Here is a 24,543-nt window from a genome sequence, read left to right as displayed (position 1 = left end):
CTCGGGACAAGCCCGAGGGTGACGGAAGAAAATGCGTCACGCCGCCTCGGTCAGGCGATCGGGCGCGCCGGCCGGCGCATGCACATGGATGCGCCCGCTTTCGTTGGCGACCGACCAAGGGCGGCGCACGCCGCCCAGCTGTTCGGCTACGGCGAGACCGGCCTGCAGGCCGTCCTCGTGGAAGCCGGAGCCGAACCAGGCGCCCGCGAACCAGACGTTCCGGCGACCCTGAAGCGACCAGAGTTCGGACTGGGCGGAGACGGCGGCGGCGTCGAAGACGGGATGCTCATAGTCCCATTCGCCGATGACCAGTGCGGCGTCGGGCGTCTTCGCGGGGTTCAGGCTGACGAACAAGGGCGGCCCGGGCAGGCTCTGAAGCTCGTTCATCCAGTAGGTGACGCCGCCTTCGCCCGCGCGGTCCGAGTAGCCGAGATGGGTCCAGGCGGCCCAGGCCTTGCGCCGTTTGGGCATCAGGGACGTGTCGCGGTGCAGGATGACCTTGTTGGGCCGGTATTCGATCGCGCCCAGGAGGCGGCGATCCTCGGCGGAAGGCGCTTCGAGCAGGGCGAGGGCCTGATCGGAGTGGGTCGCAAGAACAACGGCGTCGAACCGTTCCAGCCGTCCATCGTCGAAACGCAAGGCGGCGCCGTCGAGGCCGCGCAGGACGCCGGTGACGCCGGCGTTGGTGACGACCCGGCCTTTGAACGCGTGAGTCAGCCGGGCGACATAGGACCGGCTGCCGCCGTCCACGGTGCGCCAGGTCGGGCGCAGATCCACCTTGAGCAGATTGTGGTTCATATAGAAGCGCACGAAGGAGGCGGCCGGATAGTCCGCCATCTGCCCCATGGTGCACGACCAGATGGCGGCGGCCTGCGGCAGCAGATGCGCCTCGCGGAACAGGGGGCCGTAGCCGCCGCGCGTCAGGTAGGCGTCGAGCGTCTCGCCGGACCGCTCAAGGTCGGGGAGATCGCGCGGAGCCTGTTTCTGGAAGCGCAGCAGGTCGCCGATCATGCGCCAGAATTTCGGGCTGGCGTAGTTCCGCTTCTGGGCGAACAGGGCGCCGATGCCCTGGCTGCAGTATTCGAAGGCGCCGTCGTCGATGGAGACGGCGAAGGACATCATGGCGGGCTTGGTCGGCACGTCCAGATGTTTGAACAGGGCCGTCAGATTGGGATAGTTGGCCTCGTTATAGACGATGAAGCCCGTGTCGACGGCGACGGGCTCGCTGGGGGCCGGGGCGTCGACGGTATGGGAGTGGCCGCCCAGCCGGTCGTCGGCCTCGAACAGGGTCACGTCGTGCGACTGCGACAGCAACCACGCGCAGGACAGGCCCGAAATACCTGAGCCGACCACGGCGATACGCTTGCCGGCGGGCGGGGACGAGGCTGCGACGAGATGAGGGGACATGCCGGCTCCGGGGAAACGCGCCCGAAGCTACGAGCCGGGACGTGTGGCGGATGCCGTACATCCGGATGCGACAGTGGAACGTAGCTGAGGGGCTCGTCAGCCTGTCAGGACTTCCGCATGAACCTCATTACCGCTGCCATCCGCCGGCTTCAGGACGCGCCGTTCCCGGACGTCGTCGCGCGGCCGGCGATCGACAGCCTGGTCAGCGAGGCGCGCAAACGGCTGGACCGCGAGGGGCCGTACGACTCCGCGGCCTTTGCCCGCGATATGACGAAACGCGCCATCGCCGAGCACGCAGGGGCCGCCAATGAGCAGCACTACGAACTGCCGGCAGAGTTCTTCGAGCTGTGTCTCGGCAAGCGGCTGAAATACTCGTGCTGCCTCTACCCCGCCGCCGGTACGACGCTGGACGAGGCCGAGGAGGCCGCGCTGGCGGAAACCTGCGAGCATGCGGGACTGGCTGACGGACAGCGCATCCTTGAACTGGGCTGCGGTTGGGGCAGCCTGAGCCTGTGGATGGCCGAACGGTATCCGCGCGCCTCGATCACCGCGGTTTCGAACAGCCGCGGGCAGAGGGCGCATATCGAGGCGCAGGCGGCGACACGGGGGCTGACCAATCTGAAGGTCATCACCGCCGACATGAACGACTTTCAGGCGCCCACGCCGATGGGCGAAGGCTATGACCGGATCGTCTCGGTCGAGATGTTCGAGCATATGGCCAACTGGCGCGAGCTGCTGACGAAGGCGCGTGACTGGCTGAAGGCGGACGGGCGGATGTTCATCCACGTCTTCACCCATCGCGCGGCGCCGTACCGGTTCGACCACACCGACAATGGAGACTTCATCGCCCAGCATTTCTTCACCGGCGGCATCATGCCGAGCCACGACCTGATCCGGCAGTTTCCCGACCTGGTCTCGGTGGAGCGCGAATGGACGTGGAGCGGCGTCAACTACCAGCGCACTGCCGACGACTGGCTGGCGAACATGGACGCGAACGGCGACAGAGTGATGGAGCTGATGCAGGAGACCTACGGCGCGGACGCGGTCCTGTGGCGGCGGCGCTGGCGCCGGTTCTATCTGGCGACGGCGGGGCTGTTCGGAAACGACGACGGAAATACATGGGCGGTCAGCCATTACCTGCTGAAGCCGGTCTGAAGGGGCTGAAACAATGATCAAATATGTCGCCGCCTATCTGGGTGCGGGCCTGACGTTCGCGGCCATAGACGCGGTCTGGCTGACGACCATGACGAACCGGCTGTACAAGCCGGTGCTGGGCCCGATCCTGGCGGAGAAGCCGGATATGAGGGCCGCCGTGGTCTTCTATCTGGTCTCGATCGCCGGGACGGTTTTCCTCGCCGTGGAGCCGGCGTTGCGCGAGGGCGCGTGGCAACGCGCGGCGCTGAACGGGGCGGTGCTGGGGTTCGTGGCCTATGCGACCTACGACCTGACCAATCAGGCGACGCTGAACGTCTGGTCGACGCGGCTGACGATCATCGATCTGTGCTGGGGGACGACGCTGACGACGGTGTCGGCGCTGGGTGGATATTTCGCCGCGCGGTGGGCGGAAGGCCGCTTCGGTTAACCTTTTTCTTCCCGTGACACGGGCGCGAGGTGGCGGTCCGGTCCCGATAAGGTAAAAGACCCGGCAGAACAGGGTTCAGTCGGGGGACGGGTTTGCGCGCTGGCATAAATGCTCTGACGGCGACCTTCGTGGTCGGCGTGCTGGCCGGGCTGGTGCTGACGCCCGACGGCCGGGCGTGGCTGCGCCATCCGACGATCATGCTGGGCGACAAGGCCGCGGCTTCCGCGCCGCCGGCGCCCGGGCCCGCAGCCCCGGCCGCTGTCCCCGTGTCTGCGCCCGTCCTGCCCGCGGTGACGCCGCTGGGTGCACGGATCACGACGGGACCGCTGCGCATCGGCGTGTTCGGGGATTCGATGGCCGACGGTCTGTACGCGGGCCTGTATCGCGACCTGCAGCAGACACCGAACGTGACGGTGAGCAAGTTCTCGCAGGTTTCGACGGGGCTCAGCCGGTACGACTACGTGGACATCCAGGCGAAGACCCGCGGTCAGCTGGACGCGCAGCCGGTGGACGTGGCCGTCATGCTGTTCGGCACCAATGACGCCCAGGGAATCGAGATGGACGGGCAGATCCATCCGTTCGGCTCGGACGGCTGGAAGACCGCCTATGCGAAGCGGGTCGACGATCTGGTGGCCCTGCTGCGCAGCCGCGATGTGGCCGTCTACTGGGTCGGCCTGCCGCGCATGAAGCGGGCGACGTTCGATGCGAAAATGAGCCTGATCAACGATGTGGTCGAGGCGCGGATGACGGCGCTGGGCGTGCCGTACATCGAGACCACGGCCCTGACCTCGAACGGCGAGGGCGGGTACGAGGCCTATCTGCCGACGGAGACCGGACGCCGCACCCTGATGCGGGCGAATGATGGAATCCACATGTCCATGGCCGGCTATCTGCGCATGAGCGCGCCTGTGGCGGCGCGGCTGAAGCGTGACGCCGGGCTGGACCGGTCCCCGGCGGTGTCAGCGGTCGCGGCGCCGGCCTCCGCCCGCTGAGAATGAAGCGCCGGGGGGCGATCATCGCGGCCGGACTGTGGGCGGTTTCGACCGGGGTCGAAGCCCAGGAGATTCCGTATCTGTCGCTTCAGCGGCTGGCCCCCGGCGTGTCCGTCTGCGCCGGCGGACTGTGTCAGTCTGACGCGCTGGCGGCGTTCTTCGGCTCCCTGTCCGATACCGAGTCGGGGCAGCGCGTCCGGCCCGTGCGCGTCGTCCAGTTCGGGGACAGCCATACAGCCGGCGGACGGGTCACCGGACGGGTTCGCGCGGGCCTTCAGGGAAGGTTCGGCTATGTCGGCGCAGAGGAGGGGCGGGGTGTCGCGCTGACGGAAGTCGGGGTCGTCGGCGCCACGCTGGAGGCCTTTGCAAACTGGCCGGGCGCGCCGGGGCTGACAGAGGCCGATCTCGTCATACTGGCGTTCGGCGTCAACGAGGGGTTCGAGGACGGACTGGACGCCGCCGCCTATGAAACCCTGCTGCGGGCGCAGGTCGAGCGACTGCGCGGGGCGGGGCGGTCGCTGCTGATCCTCGGCGCGCCCGACGCCCAGCGCAGCGGCGTGGCGGGCGGCTGCAGCGCGGACGGACTGCGGGCGCCGCCGCCGTCTCTGGCCGTGGTGCGGGACGTGCAACGCCGGGTCGCCGCCGACATGGGTGTGGCGTTCTGGGACTGGCACGGGCGGATGGGCGGCGACTGTTCGGCGGATCGGCTGGCGTTGCGGGAAGACCCCGTCATGCGCGGCGACCGGGTGCATTTCACCTCGGCCGGCGCTGACTGGATCGGCGGCGTGCTGTGCGACGACCTGATGGCGGCCTACGCCGCCTGGAAGGCCGGGCGGGAAGCGGGCCTTCGGCGTCTTCTTCCTGTTCGTCTATTTCACCGCCTGGTCGCTGGATCGCGAGAACGGGCGGCGGAAGCTGTTCCTGCTGCTGGCCAGCTGGTTCTTCTATGCCCAGTGGGACTGGCGGTTCGTCGGGCTGCTGATCGCATCGGCCGTGCTGAACTGGGGCGTCGGAGCGCTGATCGCGCGGCAGCCGGGGGCGAGGAAGGCGTGGCTGGTCGGCCTGGGGGTCGCGGTCAATCTGCTGATCCTCGGCTTCTTCAAATACTACGGCTTCTTTGTCGAACAGGCGGGGGACCTGCTGACCCGGTTCGGCTGGGAGCGGGACCTGCCGCTGCTGCAGATCGTGCTGCCGGTGGGGATTTCGTTCTTCACCTTCCAGGGCATTTCGTACGTCGTGGACGTGCATCGCGCTGGACGTCATGCTGCTGATGAGCTTCTTCCCGCATCTGGTGGCGGGGCCGATCGTGCGGGCGTCGGACCTGCTGCCGCAGTTCGACCGGACGCCGCGGCTGACGCGGGAGATGGCGACGCATGGCCTGCTGCTGATCGTCTGGGGCCTGTTCAAGAAGACGGTGATCGCGTCCGAGATTTCGGTGAATCTGGTCGATCCGGTGTTCTTCGATCCGTCGGCCTACGGCGGGATCGACATCGCGGCGGCGGTCTATGGATACGCGGTCCAGATCTATTGCGACTTCTCGGCCTATTCGGACATGGCGATCGGGATCGCGGCCCTGCTTGGCTATTCCTTCCCCCGCAATTTCGACCAGCCGTACCGGGCCAGTTCGATGCAGAGCTTCTGGCGGCGGTGGCATATCAGCCTGTCCAGCTGGCTAAGGGACTATCTCTATGTGCCGCTGGGGGGCGGGCGTAAGGGGCTGATCTCGAGCTGCATCAATGTGTTCATCACCATGGTGCTGGGCGGGTTGTGGCACGGGGCGGCATGGACCTTCCTGGCCTGGGGCGCGCTGCATGGCGGGGTGCAGGTGATCGAGCGGCTGGGACGGGCGGCGTTCGGGGACCGCAAGGTCATTCCGACGGTGGTCGGGGTGCTGGTGACCTTCCACATCGTTTGCCTGGGCTGGATCCTGTTCCGGGCCGAGAATTTCGAGCTGGCCATGGCCATGCTGCAGGGGCTGGGGCGGATCGGGCCGGTGACGGTGCTGACGCCGCTGTTGCTGACGCTGATCGTGGGCGGGCTGGCCATGCACTGGTTGCCGCCGCGCGCGGTCGAGGGGCTGGCCGAGCGGCTGAAGACGGCGCCGTCGATCACGCTCGGCCTGCTGGTCGGGGCGGCCTTCCTGCTGATCGAGGCGGTGCGGCCCGAAGGCGTCGCCCCCTTCATCTATTTCCAGTTCTGAGGCGTTGTGATGCAGGGACCTGGATCATGAGATACGACGACAAGGAAGAGTTCGGCGGCAAGTTCCCGCTTCAGCCCTTTCCGAAGCGGCAGGGGGATTCGCCCTTCCCGCCGCTGGCCGAGAGTCTGCCTGTCCCGCCCGATCCGCCCAGCGACTGGATCGAGACCGCCGACGCCCACGACCTGCCGACGCGGGAGAATGCGCTGACGGCGCTGGGCCGGTTCGCCTTTCCGCCCGCGCCCCCGCTGGACGATGAGGGGGTAGCCGCGCGGGACCGACGCTGGACCAGCCGGGCCGTTCTGACCGTCGTGGCCTTCCTGATGGTGTTCAACGCGGTGTCGCCGCTGAACTGGTCGCGGCAGCAGGCGCCGGGCTGGGTGCAGGGAACTGTCGAGCAGCTGTCACAGGTCTGGGTCGCGCAGCTGGCCGTGTTCGGCGTCGACATGCCGCGTCAGGGCCTGCGCGATATGTGGAGCGATGCGCGGCGGGCGAGGTTCATCGGCCAGGCGCCGGCGCACGACACGGGGTCGACACCGGCCTGAGATTGGTGAACCTTCGCCGTCGGGAAGACGTGCGGGGGCATGGGTGAAAATCGACAGACGCCAGGCGCTGACCGGCGCCGCCCTGCTGGGTCTCGGCTCGATTTCGGGGGCCGGGTCGGCATGGGCGCAGACGCAGCGGATACGCCGCGGCGCGGGGACCCTGTCGGCGACCAGCGATGATGTCGTGGCTTTCGGCGAAGGTCTGGCGCTGATGAAGCGGCGGCGGGACGACCGGTCCTGGGCCCGCCAGAACACGATCCATTCGCGCAACGGCCAGCACAACAACGGCCTGTTCCTGCCCTGGCACCGGCTGCAGCTGCTGCATCTGGAGCGGATCATCGCCGGGCTGACGGGGCACGCATCATTCGCCATGCCCTATTGGGACGCGCAGGAGCACCGGACCCTGCCGCCGTGGATCACCGACGAGGACGCCCTGTTGTACGAGCGGCAGCGGGCGCGGGGCGTAGACACGCTGGATTTCAACGCCGCCCGCTGGGCGCGGTCGCCCTATATGTCGCGGCTGACCTCGGACGGGTTCGAGACCTTCGCCGGCAAGCTGCCGACAGGCGCCGGCATGGTCGAGGGCTATGGCCACAACTACATCCACGAACTGGTCGGCGGGCTGATGAAGCGGCTGACCACGGCGGCCAGCGATCCGATCTTCTGGCTGCACCACTGCAACGTCGACCGCGTCTGGGCGACATGGCACGCGGGGCAGGCGGCGAGCGTCTATCCCGCCGACTGGACCGCACGGACGCTGAACGGCTTCGTCGGGGGGCAGGGGGAGGACACGGGCGAATGGCGGGTGGCCAGCGTGCTTGAGACCCGACCGCTCGGCTATGGCTATGACAACCTCTATCCGTTCCCGGTCTTCAACGTGCCGGAGATGGGGCCGCCCGGAGCGACGCGGCGCGTGCCGCTGGGCAGCGTGGTCTATCCGATGCGCGCCGAGGGTACGGAGGGGCAGGGCGGCCTGTCGGTGACCCTGCCGGCCGAGGCCGTGGCGCGTATGCGGGCGGCGGACGACACGCTGATGATCGCAGGGTCCGGCTCTGTGGCGTTCGCCGCGAACGAGGGGCTGCTGGACCGGTCGATCGAGATCCGCATGCAGTGCGCGGGGCGGCGGATATCACTGGGTTCGTCGCCGACCTTCCTGCACCTGAGGGAGGGCGAGCATACGCATCATGCGGGCGACTACATCCTGCCCTTCCGCTTCGGCGAGGAGGTGCTGAACCTGATCGGAGAGGGCGACGCCCCCGTGACCGTCACCGTCGAGGCCGAGGATCTGGCGCCCGGGGCGGGTCGTCCGCCGGCGCGGACCGTGGCGCTGGACCTGTCGCTGACGTTGACCGAAAGCCGCTGGGCATGAACCGTTTCCGGATCGTACTGGTGCTGGCGCTGACGGCGCTTTGCCTTCCGATGGCCGCCTGTTCTGTGTTTCAGGACCGGTTTCCGCCGCCGGTGATGGCGCCGCCCCCGCCTCCGCCCCCGCCGCCGCCGCCGCCACCACCGCCCCCTCCGCCCGCGGCGCCGCCGCCGGCGGAAGCGGACCTGTGGCCCGGGGGGCGGGTTCCGATGTGTTTCGAGGCTCCGGCCGAAGCCGACGCCTGGGCGCGGGAGAAGGTGATGGACGCCGCGAACGCGTGGGAGGCCGTGGCGCGGGTGGAGTTCGACATCCTCGCCGCCTGCCCGCCGCCGGGGTCAGGACCGCGCCGCATTCCCGTGCGGATCGAGCACGACCCGGAGCTGTTCGCCTCATCCAGCCATCTGGGCGTCAATCTGGTGCGCGGCGGGGAGATCACGCTGAACGCCGACTATCTGGTCACGAATCGTATCTGCGGGCGACGCGGGACGGTCGGGCGCGAGGGCTGCTTCTACGCCGACGCCGTGCACGAACTCGGCCACGCCCTCGGCTTTTCTCACGACCACGTCAGCCCGCGCGCGCCCGCCTGCCTCGCCCGCCAGCGCACTCCAGAGGCCGAGGCCGAGGACGAGCCGTATTACGATGCAGCGTCGATCATGAACTACTGCAACGCCGACCGTTGGAAAGGGCAGCTCAGCCCCGCCGACATCTGCTCGATCAGCGCCGCCTATGGCGGGCCATACGGAGACCGGCCGAGCCGGGCCAGCTGCTATGCGATGGTCGGGGCGACGATGCGACGCTGGCCTTGACCCCTGTTCGCTTCGACCCCTAGCGTGCCGCGTCCCGGGAGGGGGCGGTCGTTTCAGGGAATAGACTATGCGTCGTCATCTGCTGGCCCGGGCCCTGCCCGCCTTCGTTCTGCTGGCCGCCGTGGCGGGCCCCGCACTGGCGCAGGACGGCCTGACCTATCAGCAGCCGCCGTCGCCGATCGCGGAGATCCTCGACACCAAACCCACGCCGACGCCGAGCCTGTCGCCTGACGACACGACGCTGGCCCTGTTCGACCGGGCCAATCTGCCGCCGATCGCCGAGCTGGCCGAGCCGATGCTGCGGCTGGGGGGCTACCGGATCAATCCGCGCAACAACGGCCTGGCCAACAGCCGGGTGACCTGGCTGACGGGATTGAGCCTTCAACCGGTCGCGGGCGGCGCCACGCGCGTCGTCGAACTTCCGGCCGGCGCCCGCTTCCTGTCGCCGAGCTGGTCGCCGAACGGCCGGTCCATCGCCTTGCTGATGGATGCGCCGACCGGGCTGGAGCTGTGGACCGTCGATGTCGCCAGCGCCCGTGCGCGCAAGCTGACGGACGCGCGGGTCAACGCCGCGGGCGGCGGCGCCTTCGACTGGCTGCCGGACAGCTCGGGCCTGCTGGTGCGGATGACGCCCGAGGGCCGCGGCGCTGCGCCCGACGTGACGCGCCCGCCCGCCGGCCCGACCGTGGCCGAGAGCATGGGCCGGGCCGCTCCCGCGCGGACCTATCAGGATCTGCTGACCGATCCGGGCGACGAGGCCCTGTTCGACCACTATTTCACCTCGCAGCTAACGCTGGTTCCTCTGAACGGTGCGGCCCGGACGCTGGGCGAGCCGGCGGTGTATCTGGGCGCCAGCGTGTCGCCCGACGGCCGCCATGTGCTGCAGACGAAGGTCAAGCGGCCCTACAGCTATGTGGTGCCCGCCAACCTGTTCCCCGCGGACGTGGTCGTCACGGACCTGAACGGTCGCGTGGTTCACCGCGTGGCCGACCTGCCGCTGCGGGACAACATCCCGACGCCGTTCGACGCCGTGGCGCCCGGCCCGCGCTCGGTGCAATGGCGCGCCGATGCCCCTGCGACCCTCGTCTGGACCGAGGCCCAGGATGGCGGCGATCCGCGCACGGCCGCCGAGGTGCGCGACCGCGTCTTCACCCTAGCCGCGCCGTTCAGCGGCGGGCCGGTTCCGCTGGTCGACCTGAAGGAGCGCTACGCCGGGGTGGCCTGGGGCGATGCGGACACCGCCCTCGTCTACAGCCGCTGGTTCAACAACCGGCACGAGACCCGGTATGTCGTCGATCCGTCCAACCCCGGATCGGGCCGCGTCCTGCTGGAGCGCAACTATCAGGACCGGTACAACGACCCCGGCTTCCCGGTGACCGAGCCCAACGACAAGGGCTTCCCCGTCATCCGTTTCGCGCGGGACGGCCGCGTGCTGATGACCGGGCCGGGCGCGACGCGGGAGGGGGAATATCCGTTCCTGGCCGCCATGAACCTGGCCGATGGCCAGTCCGAGCGGCTGTGGACCTCGGCCAGCGGCGACTATGAGACCGTCGTCGGCTTCCTCGACGAAGAAGGCCGCCGGGTGGTGACGCGGCGCGAGACCCGCAACGATCCGCCCAACCTGTTTGTCCGCGACCTGACCGCCGGACAACCCAACGCACTGACCAGCTTCCCCGATCCGGCGCCGCAACTGGCCGGGGTCAGCAAGCAGACGATCAGCTATACGCGCGCCGACGGCGTGGCCCTGTCCGGGACGCTGTACCTGCCCGCCGGCTACGACAAGGACCGCGACGGTCCGTTGCCGCTGGTGATGTGGGCCTATCCGGCCGAGTTCACCGACGCCGCCGTCGCCGGTCAGGTGGTCGATACGGCCAACCGCTTCACCCGGCCCGGCGGGATCAGCCATCTGTTCCTGCTGACACAGGGATACGCCGTGCTGGACGATCCCTCGATGCCGATCGTCGGCGTCAACGGGGCCGAGCCGAACGACACCTATATCCAGCAGCTGAAGGCCAGCGCCGAGGCGGCGGTCGAGGCGGTGGTCGGCATGGGCGTGGCGGACCGCGACCGGATCGCGGTCGGCGGGCACAGCTACGGCGCCTTCATGACCGCCAACCTGCTGGCCCACACCGATCTGTTCCGGACCGGCATAGCGCGGTCGGGCGCCTATAACCGGACCCTGACGCCGTTCGGCTTCCAAGCCGAGCAGCGCACCTACTGGGAGGCCGGCGACACCTATACGGAGATGTCGCCCTTCACCTACGCCAACAAGGTCAACGAGCCGATCCTGCTGATCCACGGCGAAGCGGACGACAACTCGGGCACCTTCCCGATCCAGTCCGAGCGGTTCTATGCGGCTCTGAAGGGGCAGGGGGCGACGGTGCGTTATGTCGTCCTGCCGCTGGAGGCGCACGGCTATCGCGCGCGGGAGTCCGTGGGCCATACCCTGTGGGAGATGACCCGCTGGCTGGACCAGTATGTGAAGAACGCGCCGCCGCGGTCCGCCGCCCCCTGAAGGCGACGGAACGCTTGGCGCGCCGCAACATTCCTGTTGCTTCAGCGACGCTTGTGGGGCCACGCTGAATCTTCAGCCTAACGGGAGCGGCATGGCCTTCGACGAGATGTCAGGTGACGGCGGAAGTGTCCGCGACAGCTATCGCGGGCTCGCCCGCTGGCTGGCGGATGCGCCCGACGGGCTGTTGCAGGCGCGGTCGCGTCAGGCGGAGCTGTTCTTCCGCCGGATGGGCATCACCTTCGCCGTCTATGGCGATGCGGAATCCAGCGAGCGGCTGATCCCGTTCGACGTGGTGCCGCGCATCATCGGCGCGTCGGAATGGGCCGGGCTGGAGGCCGGTCTGGTCCAGCGCGTGACGGCGATGAACATGTTCCTGTCCGACGTCTACGGGCCGCAGGAGTGTCTGAAGGCGGGCATCCTGCCGCCGGAGCTGGTGCTGACCAATCCCCAGTACGTGCCGGAGATGCAGGGCCGCCGGCCGCCGCGCGGGGTGTGGGTGCACATAGCCGGCGTCGATCTGGTGCGGACGGGCGAGGACGGCTTCTACGTGCTGGAGGACAACTGCCGCACGCCGTCGGGGGTCTCCTACATGCTGGAGAACCGCGAGATGATGATGCGGCTCTTCCCCGACCTGTTCGCCGACTATCCGGTGCGGCCGGTCGAGACCTATACGGACATGCTGCTGGCGTCCTTGCGAGCCTGCGCGCCCGAGGCGGCGGGCAGCGATCCGACGATCGTGGTGCTGACGCCCGGACCGTTCAACTCGGCCTACTATGAGCACAGCTTCCTGGCCGACAAGCTGGGCGTGGATCTGGTCGAGGGCCGCGATCTGTTCGTCGACGACGGCAAGGTCTTCATGCGCACGACGCAGGGCCGGCAGCAGGTCGACGTCGTCTACCGCCGCATTGACGACGACTTCCTCGATCCCCTGACCTTCCGGCCGGATTCGGCGCTGGGCGTGCCCGGACTGATGACCGCCTATCAGGAGGGGACGGTGACCCTGGCCAACGCCGTCGGCACGGGCGTCGCCGACGACAAGGCGGTCTACACCTACATCCCCGAGATCATCCGCTTCTTCACCGGCGAGGAGCCGATCCTGAAGAATGTGCCGACCTGGCGCTGCCGCGAGCCGGAGGCGCTGAAGGAGGTGTTGTCGAAACTGGATCAGCTGGTGGTCAAGGAGGTCGGCGGATCGGGCGGCTACGGCATGCTGGTGGGACCGGCGGCGTCGAAGACCGAGCTGGAGGCCTTCCGCAAGAAGCTCGTCAACGACCCCGACGATTTCATCGCCCAGCCGACGCTGGCGCTGTCGACCGCACCGACGCTGGACAAGGGCGAGCTGCACGGGCGGCACGTAGACCTGCGGCCGTTCGTGCTGTCGTCGCCGCAGGGGGTGAAGGTGGCGCCGGGCGGGCTGACGCGGGTGGCGCTGAAGCCGGGCTCGCTGGTGGTGAACTCCAGCCAGGGCGGCGGAACCAAGGACACCTGGGTGCTGGACGTCTGATGCTCTCGAGAACCGCAGACAGCCTGTACTGGACCGGCCGCTATATCGAGCGGGCGGATTTTCTCGCGCGCATTCTGGAGGCCACGCTGAGGCTGGCCGCCATTCCGACGCGCGGCGACGGGGACGCAGAGACCGTGTGGGCCAGCGCGCTGGCCTCGGCCGGCGCGCCCAAGGCGCTGGGCCGGTCGCCGACCGAGAAGTCGGTGCGGGAATATCTGGCCTTCGCGCCCGACAATTCCTCGTCGATCACCGCCTGCATCACCCGGGCGCGGACCAATGCGCGGTCCGTGCGCACGGCCCTGACGGTCGAGCTGTGGGAAGCGATCAACGGCGCCTGGAATGGGCTGGAGGAGCAGGGCCAGCCGACCCGCCGCGACGACTTCGCCCGCTTCCTCGAGTGGGTGAAGAGCATGACCCTGTCGGTCGAGGGCGCGACCAGCCGGACCATGCTGAGGAACGACGGCTACTATTTCCTGCGCCTCGGCGCGGCGATCGAGCGGGCCGACAACACGGCGCGGCTGCTGGATGTGAAATACCACCTGCTGCTGCCCGAGGGCGAGCGGGTCGGCGGGCAGCTGGACTATTTCCAGTGGACCACCCTGCTTCGCGAGGTGTCGGCGCTGACGGCATACCGGTGGGTGTACCGCGATAGCGTCAAGCCGTGGCTGGTGGCCGATCTGCTGGTGCTGAACCGGCAGATGCCGCGGTCGCTGGCCAGCTGTCAGGCGTCGATCGTGCGCTATCTGGAGCGGCTGGCCAATGACTATGGCCGGCGCGGACCGGCGCAGCGGCTGGCGGCCGACCGGATGCGGGCCTTCGACAACTCGCGGATGGACGACATCTTCCAGTCGGGGCTGCACGAATATATCCAGGCCTTCCTCGGCGAGAACGGCCGTCTGGGACAGGCGATCCACGAACAGTATCTGAGTTAGCCGTGCGCATTCGTATCGATCACGCGACCACCTACGCCTACGACCGGGCGGCGCGGTTCATCATCCAGACGCTGCGGCTGTCCCCCCGGTCGTCGGAGGCCCAGCAGGTGCGGCACTGGCGGGTCGAGACCGACGTCGACGCCCGGCTGCGCAAGTCCGAGGACGCCTTCGGCAACATCGTCCACACCCTGTACACCGAACAGCCGACCCAGAGTCTGACGGTGCGGGTGTCGGGCGAGGTGGTGACCAGCGAGACCGCCGGGGTGGTGCCGCGCGATCAGGAGACGCTGTCCCCGCTGGTCTTCCTGCGGGACACAGCGCTGACCCGGCGGAACAAGCTGATCTCGGTCTTCGCCTCGGAGTTCTCGGCCCATCCGCCGCTGGAGCGGCTGCACCGTCTGATGGCGGGCATCCATGGCTCGGTGGCGTTCGAGGTCGGGGTGACCACGCCGACGCATACGGCGGCCGAGGTTCTGGCCCTGGGCCGGGGCGTCTGTCAGGACCACGCCCACGTCTTCATCGCCTGCTGCCGCCAGATGGGGGTGCCGGCGCGGTATGTATCGGGCCATCTGCTGCGCCGGGACGGCATGGACGATCAGGAGGCAGGCCACGCCTGGGCCGAGGCCTGGATCGAGGATCTGGGCTGGGTCGGCTTCGACGCCGCCAACGGCATCTGTGCGACAGAGCGTTATGTGCGGGTCGCGACGGGGCTGGACTATCTGGGCGCGGCGCCCGTGCGCGGGACCAGCTACGGCGGCGGCGGCGAGCGGCTGGCCGTGCGGCTGAACGTGCGTGATGCGGACATGCAACAGAGCCAGCAGCAGGCGTAGGGACGCGCGGATGCGGGCGCCGCGGTTGCGCGAATCTGATACCGTCATCGTCATGATTGCCGTTCGGGAATGGCGCGCCGCATGACCTATTGCGTGGGAATGCTGGTCGAGGAGGGTCTGGCGATGATCGCCGACACCCGCACGAATGCGGGCGTCGACAGCATCTCGACCTATCGCAAGCTGCACGTCGTCGACCGTCCCGGAGACCGGGTTCTGGCCGTGTGCACCGCCGGCAACCTGTCCGTGACCCAGACCGCGCTCGCCATGGCGAAGGAGGGCGTCCACCTGAATGTGGGCGATCCGGCCGAGACGCTGGAGACGGCGCCGTCCATGTTCCGCTGCGCGCAGATCCTCGGCCACGCCCTGCGCAGCGTACGGCTGTCGATCGCCCCGGCGCTGCAGGCCGACAGCCTGAATACCTCGGCCTCCATGTTGCTGGGCGGCCAGATCAAGGGCGGCGAGATGGCGCTGTTCCTGATCTACAGCCAGGGCAATTTCATCGAATGCGGGCGCGACACGCCCTACCTCCAGATCGGCGAGGCCAAATACGGCAAGCCCATTCTGGAGAGCGGTCTGGCCTTTGACAGTCCGCTTCCCGAGGCGGTCAAGCTGGGTCTGATCTCGTTCTCGACCACCATGCGATCGAATGTCGGCGTCGGGGCGCCGTTCGATCTGATCACACTGCGGCGGGATTTCCTCAGCGGCGAGCAGCGGCGGATCGAGGGTGATGATCCGTATTTCTCGGACCTGCACGACCGCTGGACGCGGGCCCAGACGACCGCGCGTCGGTCGATGCCAGAGCCGCCATGGATGAACGGGCCGAGGCTGGCGGTCAGTTCGAGCTGATCTCTCCGCTGATCCCGGCGAAAGCCGGGACCCAGTCCTGTCCAGCTTGACGATGGCGTTTCGGGACGCGCGAGTGGGGGTCTCCCGTTCCGCTGCAACACCCAAAGCACCGGGGCCCGGCTTTCGCCGGGATGAGCGGAGTTGTGTGATCTGTCGTCCGGGGTAGGGTCAGCCCATGACCCTGTCGAACCTGAACCGCCGCCACGCCCTGTCCCTGATGGGCGGAACCGCCGTCGCCGGACTGACCGGCCTGCCCGCGCTGGCGCAGACGGAGGACTGGGCCGCCCTGGGCGCCGACGTGAAGTCCGAGTTCAAATGGGCGTGGGACCACTATGTCGCCCGGGCTTGGGGAAAGGACGAGATCAATCCGGTCAGCGGGACCAGCCAGTCGTTCTTCATCGAGGGCCATGACCTGGGCCTGTCGCTGGTCGAGGCGCTGGACACGCTGTGGATCATGGAACTGGACGAGGAATTCCAGGCCGGGGTCGACTGGGTGAAGACCAGGCTGGACTTCGACATCGACGGCTTCGCCCAGGTGTTCGAGACGAACATCCGGCTGGTCGGCGGCCTGCTGTCGGCGCATCTGGCCAGCGGCGATCCGTTGCTGCTGGACAAGGCGAAGGATCTGGCCGACCGGCTGATGAAGGCCTTTGACGCCTCGCCGCACGGCCTGCCGTACCGCTATGTGAACCTGAAGACGGGGGCGGTGCGCGACCCCATGACCAACCTCGCCGAGATCGGTACCTATGCGACCGAGTTCGGCCTGCTGGGCCAGCTGACGGGCGAACCGAAATACTATGCGGCGGCCAAGCGGGCGATGAAGCACGCGCTCGACATGCGGTCAGACAAGGGGTTGATGGCGGCCAATATCCACGCCGAGACAGGTCAGTTCACCAGCCGGAATGCCTCGATCGACGTCTATGCCGACAGCTTCTACGAATACCTCTGGGACAGCTGGGAGATGTTCGGCGACGCCGACATGAAGCGCTGGGCCGAGGAATGCACCGGCGCGATGATCGCCCATCAGGGCCGCCGCTACGAGGGCCGGCTGTGGTTCCCGATGGTGGATTACGAGACCGCCGAGGTGACGGGCACATCGCAGACGGTGCTGGGCGGCTATCTGGCCGGGCTGCTGGGTCAGGTGGGCCGCAAGGCCGAGGGTGACGACTTCCTCGCCAGCTATACCGGGATGCAGGCGCGCTACATGATCATCCCGGAATCGATCGAGGTGACAACGGGCACCGCGCGCGGAAAGCGCACCGGCCTGCGGCCCGAGTTCGCCGACGCCTGCCTGAACCTGTGGCTGGGCGACCGGGACGAGCGATACCGGTCGCTGACGGCGGTGCACTACCGGGCGATGAAGGAGACGTCGAAGGCGGCGTACGGCTACACAGATGAAATACTACTTCCTGATGTTCGCCGAGCCGAAGCGGGTGGACCTGAGCCGGCTGGTGCTGAGCACGGAGGCGAATGTGCTCAGGGGGTTTGTGCGCCCCTGACCCTTCAGGGAGCGTACGCCGTCATCGAATACGGCCGCGCCTCTGCGCCCACGCCCCAGGTCATGTTTGGCTCCCGCCCCATGAGGAACCGCAGCTCCCCGCCTGCCATGATCTCCTCGTGCCCGATCCAGGTGCGCTCCAGCGGTACGCCGTTCAACATGACCGCCTGGATGTAAGGGTGGTCGTCCGCCAGCCCGTCCGTGACGATGGCGAACCGCTTGTCGCCCGGCAGGTTCAGCACCGTCCGGTCGGTAAACGGCCGTCCGATGACGTACTGGTTCGAGCCCGGCGTGACCGGATAGAAGCCCATGGCCGTGAACATCAGCCAGGCCGACATCTGGCCGACGTCGTCGTTGCCGGCGAGGCCGTCCGGGCGGGCGTGGTACTGGCTGGTCACGATCTGCGTCAGCCGGGCCTGCGTCCTCCACGGGGCGCCGGCGTAGACGTACATGTAGCCGGTGTGGTGGCTGGGCTCGTTGCCGTGGATGTACTGGCCGATCAGGCCGGCGATGTCCTCGGCGTGGGAATAGTCGAGGCCCGTGTTGTCGAAGTCGAACATGGCGTCCAGCTTGGCCACCGTGGCCGCGTCGCCGCCCATCAGATTGACCAGACCGCCCAGATCCTGCGGCGCGAACCACGAATACTGCCAGGCGTTGCCCTCGGTGTAGTCCGATCCGTAGTTGATGGCGGTCGGGTCGAACGGCGTGCGATACGAGCCGTCGGCAAGACGGGCGCGGACGAAGCCGGTGTCGCGGTCGAAGGTGTTGCGCCAGTTGCCGGCGCGGCGGTCGAACTGCGCCGCCACGTCGCGACGACCGAGGCGCTCGGCCATGCGGGCGATGGTCCACGCGGCCTCGGGCTCGCGGTCGATGGGGACGTAGCCGAGGTCCATATAGTCGCCCAGCCCGCCATAGGGTCGGTAGGTGGCGCTGGCCGTCATGGCGTTCAGGGCCGCGGCGCCGTCGATGCCGGGGACGCCCTTGAGGTACGCATCCGCGATGACCGGGACGGCGTGATAGCCGATCATGGTCCACGTCTCCTGACCGTGGAACGACCAGACGGGCAGGATGCCGTAGGGGCTGACCTGCTGGGCGGCGATCAGCGAGTTGACGATGTCGGCGTTGCGTTTCGGCGGCGCGACCAGGGTCAGCAGCGGATGCTCGGCGCGGAAGGTGTCCCACAGGCTGAAGGTCGAGTGCACCGTGAAGTCCGACTGGTGGACCTGCTGGTCCGGCCCGCGCCAGCGGCCGTCGGCGTCGCCGTGGACCGAGGGGGCGATCAGGGCGTGGTACAGGGCGGTGTAGAGGGTTGTCCGCATCTCGGGCGTGGCCTCGATCTGGACGACGTTCAGCGCCTCTTCCCATCGGGCGCGGGTGGCGGCGCGGAGGCCGTCGAAGTCGAAATCGCCGCCCTCTGACTCCAGATTGCGGATGGCCCCGTCCTCGTCGACGGACGAGACGGCGACCTTGACCAGCAGCGGCCCGGCGATCTCGCCGAAGTCGAAGGCGGCCTCCAGCTGGCGGCCCTGGACCTGGTCGCGGTCGGCGGGGGTGCGGCCCGGCTGGCGGAAGCCGTTGTAGGGGATGGCCTCGTCGCGGTCCTTCAGTTCATGGTCGACCATGGGGCGCGAGAAGCGCATGGCGAAATAAAGCTGGCGGGCGGGGGCCCAGCCGCGCGTCTCGCGGAAGCCGGTGACGGTGCCGTCGGGATGCAGGCGGATGCGCGACCACAGCACCTTGCCCGGGTAGCGCCGGTGTCGCGGCCCTGCATGTCGNAAATAAAGCTGGCGGGCGGGGGCCCAGCCGCGCGTCTCGCGGAAGCCGGTGACGGTGCCGTCGGGATGCAGGCGGATGCGCGACCACAGCACCTTGCCCGGGTAGTCGTAGATGGAGTTGCGGAAGTCGAGCAGGACGCGCGCCGGGGCGCCGCGCGGGAAGCTGTAGCGGTGCAGGCCGACGCGGACGCCGGCGGTCAGTTCGGCGCGTACGGCCGAGTCGGTCAGGCTGACGGCGTAATAGCCGGGCTCGGCGGTTTCCGACGCCTTGCTGTAGCGCGAGCGGTAGCCCGAGCCGGGCTGGTCGGCCGCGCCGGGATCCCAGCGGACCTCACCCGAGATCGGGGTGATCAGCACATCGCCGAGATCGGAGTGGCCGGTGCCCGAGAAATGGGTGTGGGAGAAGCCCATGATGGTCGGATCGTCGTAGCGGTAGCCCGAGGCCCAGTCGTAGGACTGGCGGAAGGGGCGGAAGTCGGTGTCCGGGCTCAGCTGGACCATGCCGAACGGGGCGACGGCGCCGGGGAAGGTGTGCCCCTTGCCGGAGGTGCCGATGAAGGGGTCGACGGCTTCGAACGGCGTGGGGAGCGGAGGCGGCGCCTCCTGCGCGGTGGCGCATCCCGCCAGCCCGATGGCCAGCACTGCCGCCACAATCGTCCCCTGTCCGATCCGTCGCATGAAACGCCCCTCCGCGAAGAAGGAGGGAGCCTATTCAGGATGGGCGGGGGAGGGAAGGACGAAGGGGTGTCAGCCCGGCGCCTGGTTTTGGTCGGTGGGGACGAGGCCCTGCGAGGTGGCGGTCGCTTCGCCTGAAAAAGTCCAGCCACCCGGCGGCAGCATGTTTCCGAGGAGGGAGGGGCGATGTCCCCTGAGCCGGATGCGGATGGCCGGTTCGCCGCCATGACGGACGATTTCGTAGGCGTCTTCCAGGGTCGGCGCGTTCGGCCAGTCGCGCATGGCGTCGGCGACGGACGTGGCGGCCCTCGTCCGGGCTGCGTCTGCGTCGGTCGCCAGACCGGGCGCGGCCGCCAGCGCGCCAGCCTCGGCGATCCTCTGCAGGTGGTTATGGGCGTTGTGAACGGCGAACAGGTCGAGGACCCCTGCGCCCAGCAGGATCAGGCCGGGGATGATCAATGCGAGGCGAACGGCGACATTGCCTCGGGCATCGGACGTCAGCAGGCGCAGACGGGCGCCCGGCCTCGTCACACGCCGCGCAGAGCCATTCCGACCGAAAACCTCGCCCACTGCGTCCCTTCCGCGGCGTCTCCGACGCACAGCACCGTTCCGACGCTCGACCCTAGGGATGAGTCCTTAAACGTCGGTGTCCGCACGGGAGGGGACGATGCGGGGAATAATCACCCCGAACGCGAGTGGGTCAAACCGAGTCCGTTTTTATCGCGTACTGACTCCTGTACATCGCAAATGGCCTGCGGCGGGCTGAAGACAGGGCAAGGCTTGTCAGTCCTTAAACGCAACTCCCGGCGGCGCGGCCGACGACGGCGCCGTCCGGTTCAGATCCGGAGCGCCCCATGTCATTCGAACGCGTCAGCAACAGCTACGGCGGCGGCCAGTCGCAAGGCAACGCGACGTCGAGCGACGTTTCCGCCACCGGGCGCTACATCGTCTATTCTTCAGACGGCACCGATGTCGTCGGCGGGCATGCGAGCCAGGGGCCGGGCATCTATCTGCTGGACACGGACACCGGCGTGGTCAAGCGGATCGACAAGGCCTTTAATGGCGCGCCCGTCAACGGCACGTCGTTTGGCGCGAAGATCTCGGCCGACGGACGGTTCGTCACCTATTCCACGACGGCGACGAACATCCAGCGGGACGGCATCGACGACAACAACAAGGCGGACATCTACGTCTACGACCGCGAGACCGGCGAAACCCGTCTCGTCTCGATGGGCCATGACGGCACGACGGCGACAGGCCGATCGGTCGTTGGCGCGATCTCCGAGGACGGGCGCTACATCGCCTACATCAGTGAAGCGAACGACATAAAGAGCGATGACGCCGACACAAACGATGGAAGCGCTTTTGGCCGCGTAGCTCGCGACGTCTTCGTATTCGACACCACCACCGGCCAGACGAAAATTTACACCTCGGGCAACGACACGCGCATCACCCAGGCCGTCGCCGTCTGGGCCGTCGATGCAAACGGCATTCCCAGCTATTCGACGGATGCGGTGTATCAGCCTTATGCGGGCGCTGACTGGATCGTCGAGCATCGCTACAACACGCCTGCCGGCGGCGGCATTGGCAATCCGTATGCGGCCCCAATGCGCTGGACCAGCGGAGACGGCCAGTATGTCGTCGAGCAAGGATCCGGCAACTGGACCAACTCCGACAGACCGTTTGAACTCCGGGGCTCGGGACCGGGCGGCCGATTGGCCGAGATCAGGGACGAACGTCAACCGGACTGGCGGGGTCCGCCCAATAGCAAGACGCCGGAGATCGTTCTGGCGGCCAACGGGCGCTTCGTCGTCTACACCTCCGATTTCGATGTCGAGGGGCAGGTCAATACGCCCGGCGTCAACCTGTATCTGTGGGACATGGTCACCGGCACGGTGGTTACGCTCGCCGTAGCCCAGTCTGGCGGCGGCTTTACCGGAATCGACATCTCCGCGAACGGCGAGTGGATCACGTTCACCACCAGCCTTGCGATGATCGAAAGCGACACGAACGGCGCGGCCGACATCTACCGGATCAGGAACCCGCTCGGGGTCGTCCATGGCGGGACCGAGGGAGAATATCCGGACGGAGATCTCTGGATGGTCGGCACCGAGCTTGCCGACGAACTGGTCGGTTCCTCGGCGAATGACCACATCAGCGCGCTGGATGGCGACGATCTTGTCCTCGGTCTGGACGGCGATGACGAGATCACGGGCGGCGCAGGTAAGGACTATCTCCGCGGCGATGAAGGTCACGACATCCTGCGCGGCGGAACCGGCGACGACAGGCTCATCGGCTGGTCAGGAGACGACATTCTCGAAGGTGGAGACGGCGACGACGAACTCGAAGGCGACGGCATTGAAGGAGGCGCGCTGGAGCCGGGAAGGGACATTCTGGATGGCGGCAAGGGCAATGACGTCCTCCACGGAAGCTGGGGAACCGATCACCTCACGGGTGGGGAAGGCGACGACCGTCTGTACGGGGGAACCGAGGACGACATCCTGATCGGCAGGGAGGGCAACGACTTGCTGGAAGGGGACGACGGCGACGATTCGCTGAATGGCGAAGACGGCGATGACGTCCTCAACGGCGGCGAAGGCGATGACGGCCTCTTTGGCGGCGATGGAAATGACTTTCTCTTTGGCGCTGAGGGCGATGATCTCCTTGAGGGCGATGACTACCACGGTCAGGCAGGCGACGACGATCTTCAGGGCGGAGACGGCAACGACGAGATCTATGGCGATGTGAAGGGCGGCGGGTTCGGCGGCGGAAATGATCAGCTCCGTGGCCAGGCCGGCGACGACCTGCTGGACGGCGGCCAGGGAAATGACGAGCTCGATGGCGGCGACGGCGACGACACGCTCAAGGGCGGCTTTGGCGAGGATATCCTGATCGGCGATGCTTCGTATGAAGCCTCTGTCGCCGGAAACGACATCCTTCTGGGCGGCGCTGGTGATGACGATCTTTACGGCGATGCTGTCAGCGGACGGTCTGGCGGCGGGGACGATGTCCTGAGGGGCGAGGCAGGCAATGATCTGCTGAGAGGGGGAGGCGGAGCCGACCAGTTGTTCGGCGGCGAAGGCAATGACGGGTTGCGCGGGGGAGAAGGCGACGACTTCCTGGAAGGCGACGATTCTGGAGCTGTCGCAGGCAATGACGTCCTCCACGGCGAGGATGGAGATGACGTGATTTACGGAGACGTCGCCGGGCGCGACTCTCCGGGCGGCGACGACCTTCTGACTGGCGGAACCGGCAACGACTCCCTGACCGGCGGCCGGGGTAATGATCGTCTTGAAGGTGAAGACGATGACGACGACCTGTATGGCGGCGCGGGCGAGGACAATCTCATCGGCGGCCTCGGCCATGACTATCTGGAGGGCGGCGCCGACAACGACCTGCTCTATGGAGACGGTGAGGACGGCGAAGGCGGCGATGACGCGCTCTACGGCGAGGAGGGCGACGACTCCCTGTACGGGGGGCGCGGAAGTGATCTGCTCGTCGGCGGGCTCGGCGCCGATCTCCTCAAGGGTGAAGGCGGCAATGACGTCCTGATGGCGGAGGACGCGGTGGTGTCCGCCGCTCGCGGACTGTCCGGACCTTCGACCGCCGCAGCTGACGCGGTCGGCGGCGACGTCCTCGACGGCGGAGACGGAAACGACATCCTCCACGCCGGCGTGAACTCGCAGCTCATCGGCGGAACCGGCGCCGACACCTTCATCATCGACCTGAACGACGACGGCGCTGTCATCCAGGACCTGAAGACCGGCGCTGGCGGCGACGTCATCATGATCCAGGACTTCTGGCAGGACATGAGCGGCTGGGACGGGGACACCAATCCCTTCGCCAGCGGCCATATGCGCCTCGAGGCGCGGGGAGCCGATACGGTCCTGCTCTTTGACGCGGACGGCTATGAAGGGGCCGGCGAAGCCGTCGAGGTGGTCACGGTGGCCAATGTGGCGCCCGGCGCCCTGACCTCGGCCAATATCACGCTCGATGACTTCGGCGGCATCGTGGCGGATCCCCGCCGGACGTCACTGACCCGCGGTACCGACGACGCCGAAACCCTGGTTGGAACCGAAGGCAACGACACCATCCTCGGTCTGGGCGGCGACGATCTGATCCTGGGTCGCGGCGGTCACGACGATCTCAACGGCGGCGAAGGCCGCGACGAACTGCGCGGCGAGGCCGGCGATGATCTGCTGTCGGGCGGCGACGACAATGACACCCTGGATGGCGGCGCGGGTAACGACATCCTGTCAGGCGGTTCGGGAACCGATATCCTGAACGGCGGCGACGGCGACGACCGATTCCTGCTGGACGAAGGACAGGATCGGATTACCGGCGGGGCCGGCCGGGACACCATTGTGGCATCCCGTTACACGACGGCCACGACGGTGGTGGAGGACTTCGATCTCGGTGAGGGCGGCGACGTCATCGACATGTCGGGGCAGGAGGGACTCGATTTCGAATATCTCCAGGCCTTCAGGCTGAGCACCGACGCCGCCGGCGATGTTCGCATCACCGTGGACGCCATGCGGCGCAGCTACATCACGCTCAAGGGCGTGAAGCTCGAGGACCTCACGGCCGAGCATTTCAAGTTCGCGAAAGCGCCCGAGCCGGAGCCGGAAAATGGTGCTCCGACGTCCATCTCGATCGACGGAGGAACGGTGTCCGAGAACGCGCCCGCCGGAACCGTCGTCGGCGTGGTGTCGGCCGTCGATCCGGACGGGGACGCCGTGACCTATCTGCTGGCCGACGACGCGGACGGGCGTTTCTCCATCGACGCGACCACGGGCGTGGTCACCACCGACGCCGGGTTCGATCACGAAGCAGAAGAGTCGATCAGCCTCGTCGTCCGGGCCACGGACGCCGGGGGCCTGTACATCGAGCGCACCCTGGTGATCCAGATCGGTGACGTGAACGAGGCGCCGCATTCCATCGCCATGGACCATGCCGTCGTCGCCGAGAACGCCGTGGCCGGGACGGCGGTCGGCACGGTCACGGCCGCCGATCCCGACGGCGATGCGCTCGTCTACAGCCTGGTCGACGACGCGGACGGCCTGTTCGTCATCG

The 24,543-nt window shown here is 67.9% G+C and carries 16 protein-coding genes and 3 pseudogenes; 15 read left to right on the top strand and 4 right to left on the bottom strand.

From position 1 onward, the window contains the following. Positions 1 to 36: 36 nt before the first annotated feature. Positions 37 to 1,407: an NAD(P)/FAD-dependent oxidoreductase gene (locus tag ASD25_RS24245; RefSeq protein WP_056621265.1), complete on the bottom strand. Its 1,371-nt coding sequence runs from the start codon at positions 1,405 to 1,407 to the stop codon at positions 37 to 39. A 117-nt stretch (positions 1,408 to 1,524) separates the two neighbouring features. Between ASD25_RS24245 and ASD25_RS24240 the strand changes: the two genes are divergently transcribed. The 14 genes and pseudogenes from ASD25_RS24240 (at position 1,525) to ASD25_RS24175 (ending at position 17,021) form a co-directional block, all read left to right on the top strand. Next, positions 1,525 to 2,562 (top strand): cyclopropane-fatty-acyl-phospholipid synthase family protein, encoded by a 1,038-nt coding sequence (locus ASD25_RS24240; RefSeq protein ID WP_056621263.1) that lies wholly within the window; start codon positions 1,525 to 1,527, stop codon positions 2,560 to 2,562. Positions 2,563 to 2,575: 13 nt separating this feature from the next. Continuing rightward, a complete protein-coding gene (locus tag ASD25_RS24235) occupies positions 2,576 to 2,989 on the top strand; it encodes a DUF2177 family protein (RefSeq protein WP_056621261.1) in 414 nt (137 codons plus the stop codon). A gap of 92 nt (positions 2,990 to 3,081) precedes the next feature. Beyond that, a complete protein-coding gene (locus tag ASD25_RS24230) occupies positions 3,082 to 3,981 on the top strand; it encodes a DUF459 domain-containing protein (protein WP_056621259.1) in 900 nt (299 codons plus the stop codon). Positions 3,982 to 3,983: 2 nt separating this feature from the next. Then, a complete protein-coding gene (locus ASD25_RS32415) occupies positions 3,984 to 5,252 on the top strand; it encodes a GDSL-type esterase/lipase family protein (RefSeq protein WP_235562866.1) in 1,269 nt (422 codons plus the stop codon). After that, a complete protein-coding gene (locus ASD25_RS24220) occupies positions 5,243 to 6,181 on the top strand; it encodes an MBOAT family protein (RefSeq protein ID WP_235562865.1) in 939 nt (312 codons plus the stop codon). Before ASD25_RS32415 ends, ASD25_RS24220 begins: the two co-directional genes overlap by 10 nt. A 26-nt stretch (positions 6,182 to 6,207) precedes the next feature. Then, complete coding sequence (locus ASD25_RS24215; RefSeq protein WP_056621255.1) at positions 6,208 to 6,723, top strand: hypothetical protein; 516 nt, start codon at positions 6,208 to 6,210, stop codon at positions 6,721 to 6,723. A gap of 43 nt (positions 6,724 to 6,766) precedes the next feature. Then, complete coding sequence (locus ASD25_RS30765; protein WP_056621253.1) at positions 6,767 to 8,092, top strand: tyrosinase family protein; 1,326 nt, start codon at positions 6,767 to 6,769, stop codon at positions 8,090 to 8,092. Next, positions 8,089 to 8,895 (top strand): hypothetical protein, encoded by an 807-nt coding sequence (locus ASD25_RS31390; protein WP_082572603.1) that lies wholly within the window; start codon positions 8,089 to 8,091, stop codon positions 8,893 to 8,895. The genes ASD25_RS30765 and ASD25_RS31390 overlap by 4 nt, the downstream gene beginning before the upstream one ends. Before the next feature lie 67 nt (positions 8,896 to 8,962). Beyond that, positions 8,963 to 11,410 (top strand): prolyl oligopeptidase family serine peptidase, encoded by a 2,448-nt coding sequence (locus tag ASD25_RS24200; protein WP_056621248.1) that lies wholly within the window; start codon positions 8,963 to 8,965, stop codon positions 11,408 to 11,410. A gap of 91 nt (positions 11,411 to 11,501) precedes the next feature. After that, positions 11,502 to 12,914: a circularly permuted type 2 ATP-grasp protein gene (locus tag ASD25_RS24195; RefSeq protein WP_056621246.1), complete on the top strand. Its 1,413-nt coding sequence runs from the start codon at positions 11,502 to 11,504 to the stop codon at positions 12,912 to 12,914. Beyond that, the gene (locus ASD25_RS24190; RefSeq protein WP_056621244.1) at positions 12,914 to 13,846 is read left to right on the top strand and encodes an alpha-E domain-containing protein; all 933 of its coding nucleotides are present in this window, start codon (positions 12,914 to 12,916) and stop codon (positions 13,844 to 13,846) included. Before ASD25_RS24195 ends, ASD25_RS24190 begins: the two co-directional genes overlap by 1 nt. A gap of 2 nt (positions 13,847 to 13,848) precedes the next feature. Further along, positions 13,849 to 14,676, top strand: a complete 828-nt coding sequence (locus tag ASD25_RS24185) for a transglutaminase family protein (RefSeq protein ID WP_056621242.1) — start codon at positions 13,849 to 13,851, stop codon at positions 14,674 to 14,676. 69 nt (positions 14,677 to 14,745) lie between these two features. After that, positions 14,746 to 15,522, top strand: a complete 777-nt coding sequence (locus ASD25_RS24180; RefSeq protein ID WP_235562864.1) for a peptidase — start codon at positions 14,746 to 14,748, stop codon at positions 15,520 to 15,522. A gap of 175 nt (positions 15,523 to 15,697) precedes the next feature. Beyond that, a pseudogene (locus ASD25_RS24175) lies at positions 15,698 to 17,021 on the top strand (glycoside hydrolase family 47 protein). A gap of 4 nt (positions 17,022 to 17,025) precedes the next feature. Here the strand turns inward: ASD25_RS24175 and ASD25_RS24170 are convergent. The 3 genes and pseudogenes from ASD25_RS24170 to ASD25_RS24165 form a co-directional block, all read right to left on the bottom strand. Then, positions 17,026 to 18,756 (bottom strand): GH92 family glycosyl hydrolase, encoded by a 1,731-nt coding sequence (locus ASD25_RS24170; RefSeq protein ID WP_235562881.1) that lies wholly within the window; start codon positions 18,754 to 18,756, stop codon positions 17,026 to 17,028. A 40-nt stretch (positions 18,757 to 18,796) separates the two neighbouring features. Beyond that, positions 18,797 to 19,473: pseudogene (locus tag ASD25_RS32410) on the bottom strand (glycoside hydrolase family 92 protein); the annotation flags it as partial. 69 nt (positions 19,474 to 19,542) lie between these two features. Next, entirely contained in the window at positions 19,543 to 20,001 is a 459-nt protein-coding gene (locus ASD25_RS24165; protein WP_056621239.1) for a hypothetical protein, read from the bottom strand. 323 nt (positions 20,002 to 20,324) lie between these two features. On the opposite strand from ASD25_RS24165, the pseudogene ASD25_RS33405 reads away from it, so the two are divergent. Next, a pseudogene (locus ASD25_RS33405) lies at positions 20,325 to 24,543 on the top strand (cadherin domain-containing protein); the annotation flags it as partial.

Source organism: Brevundimonas sp. Root1423 (genome assembly GCF_001426805.1).
The sequence above is the reverse complement of the archived record's forward strand: the minus strand, read 5'-3'. Positions and strand labels throughout refer to the sequence as shown.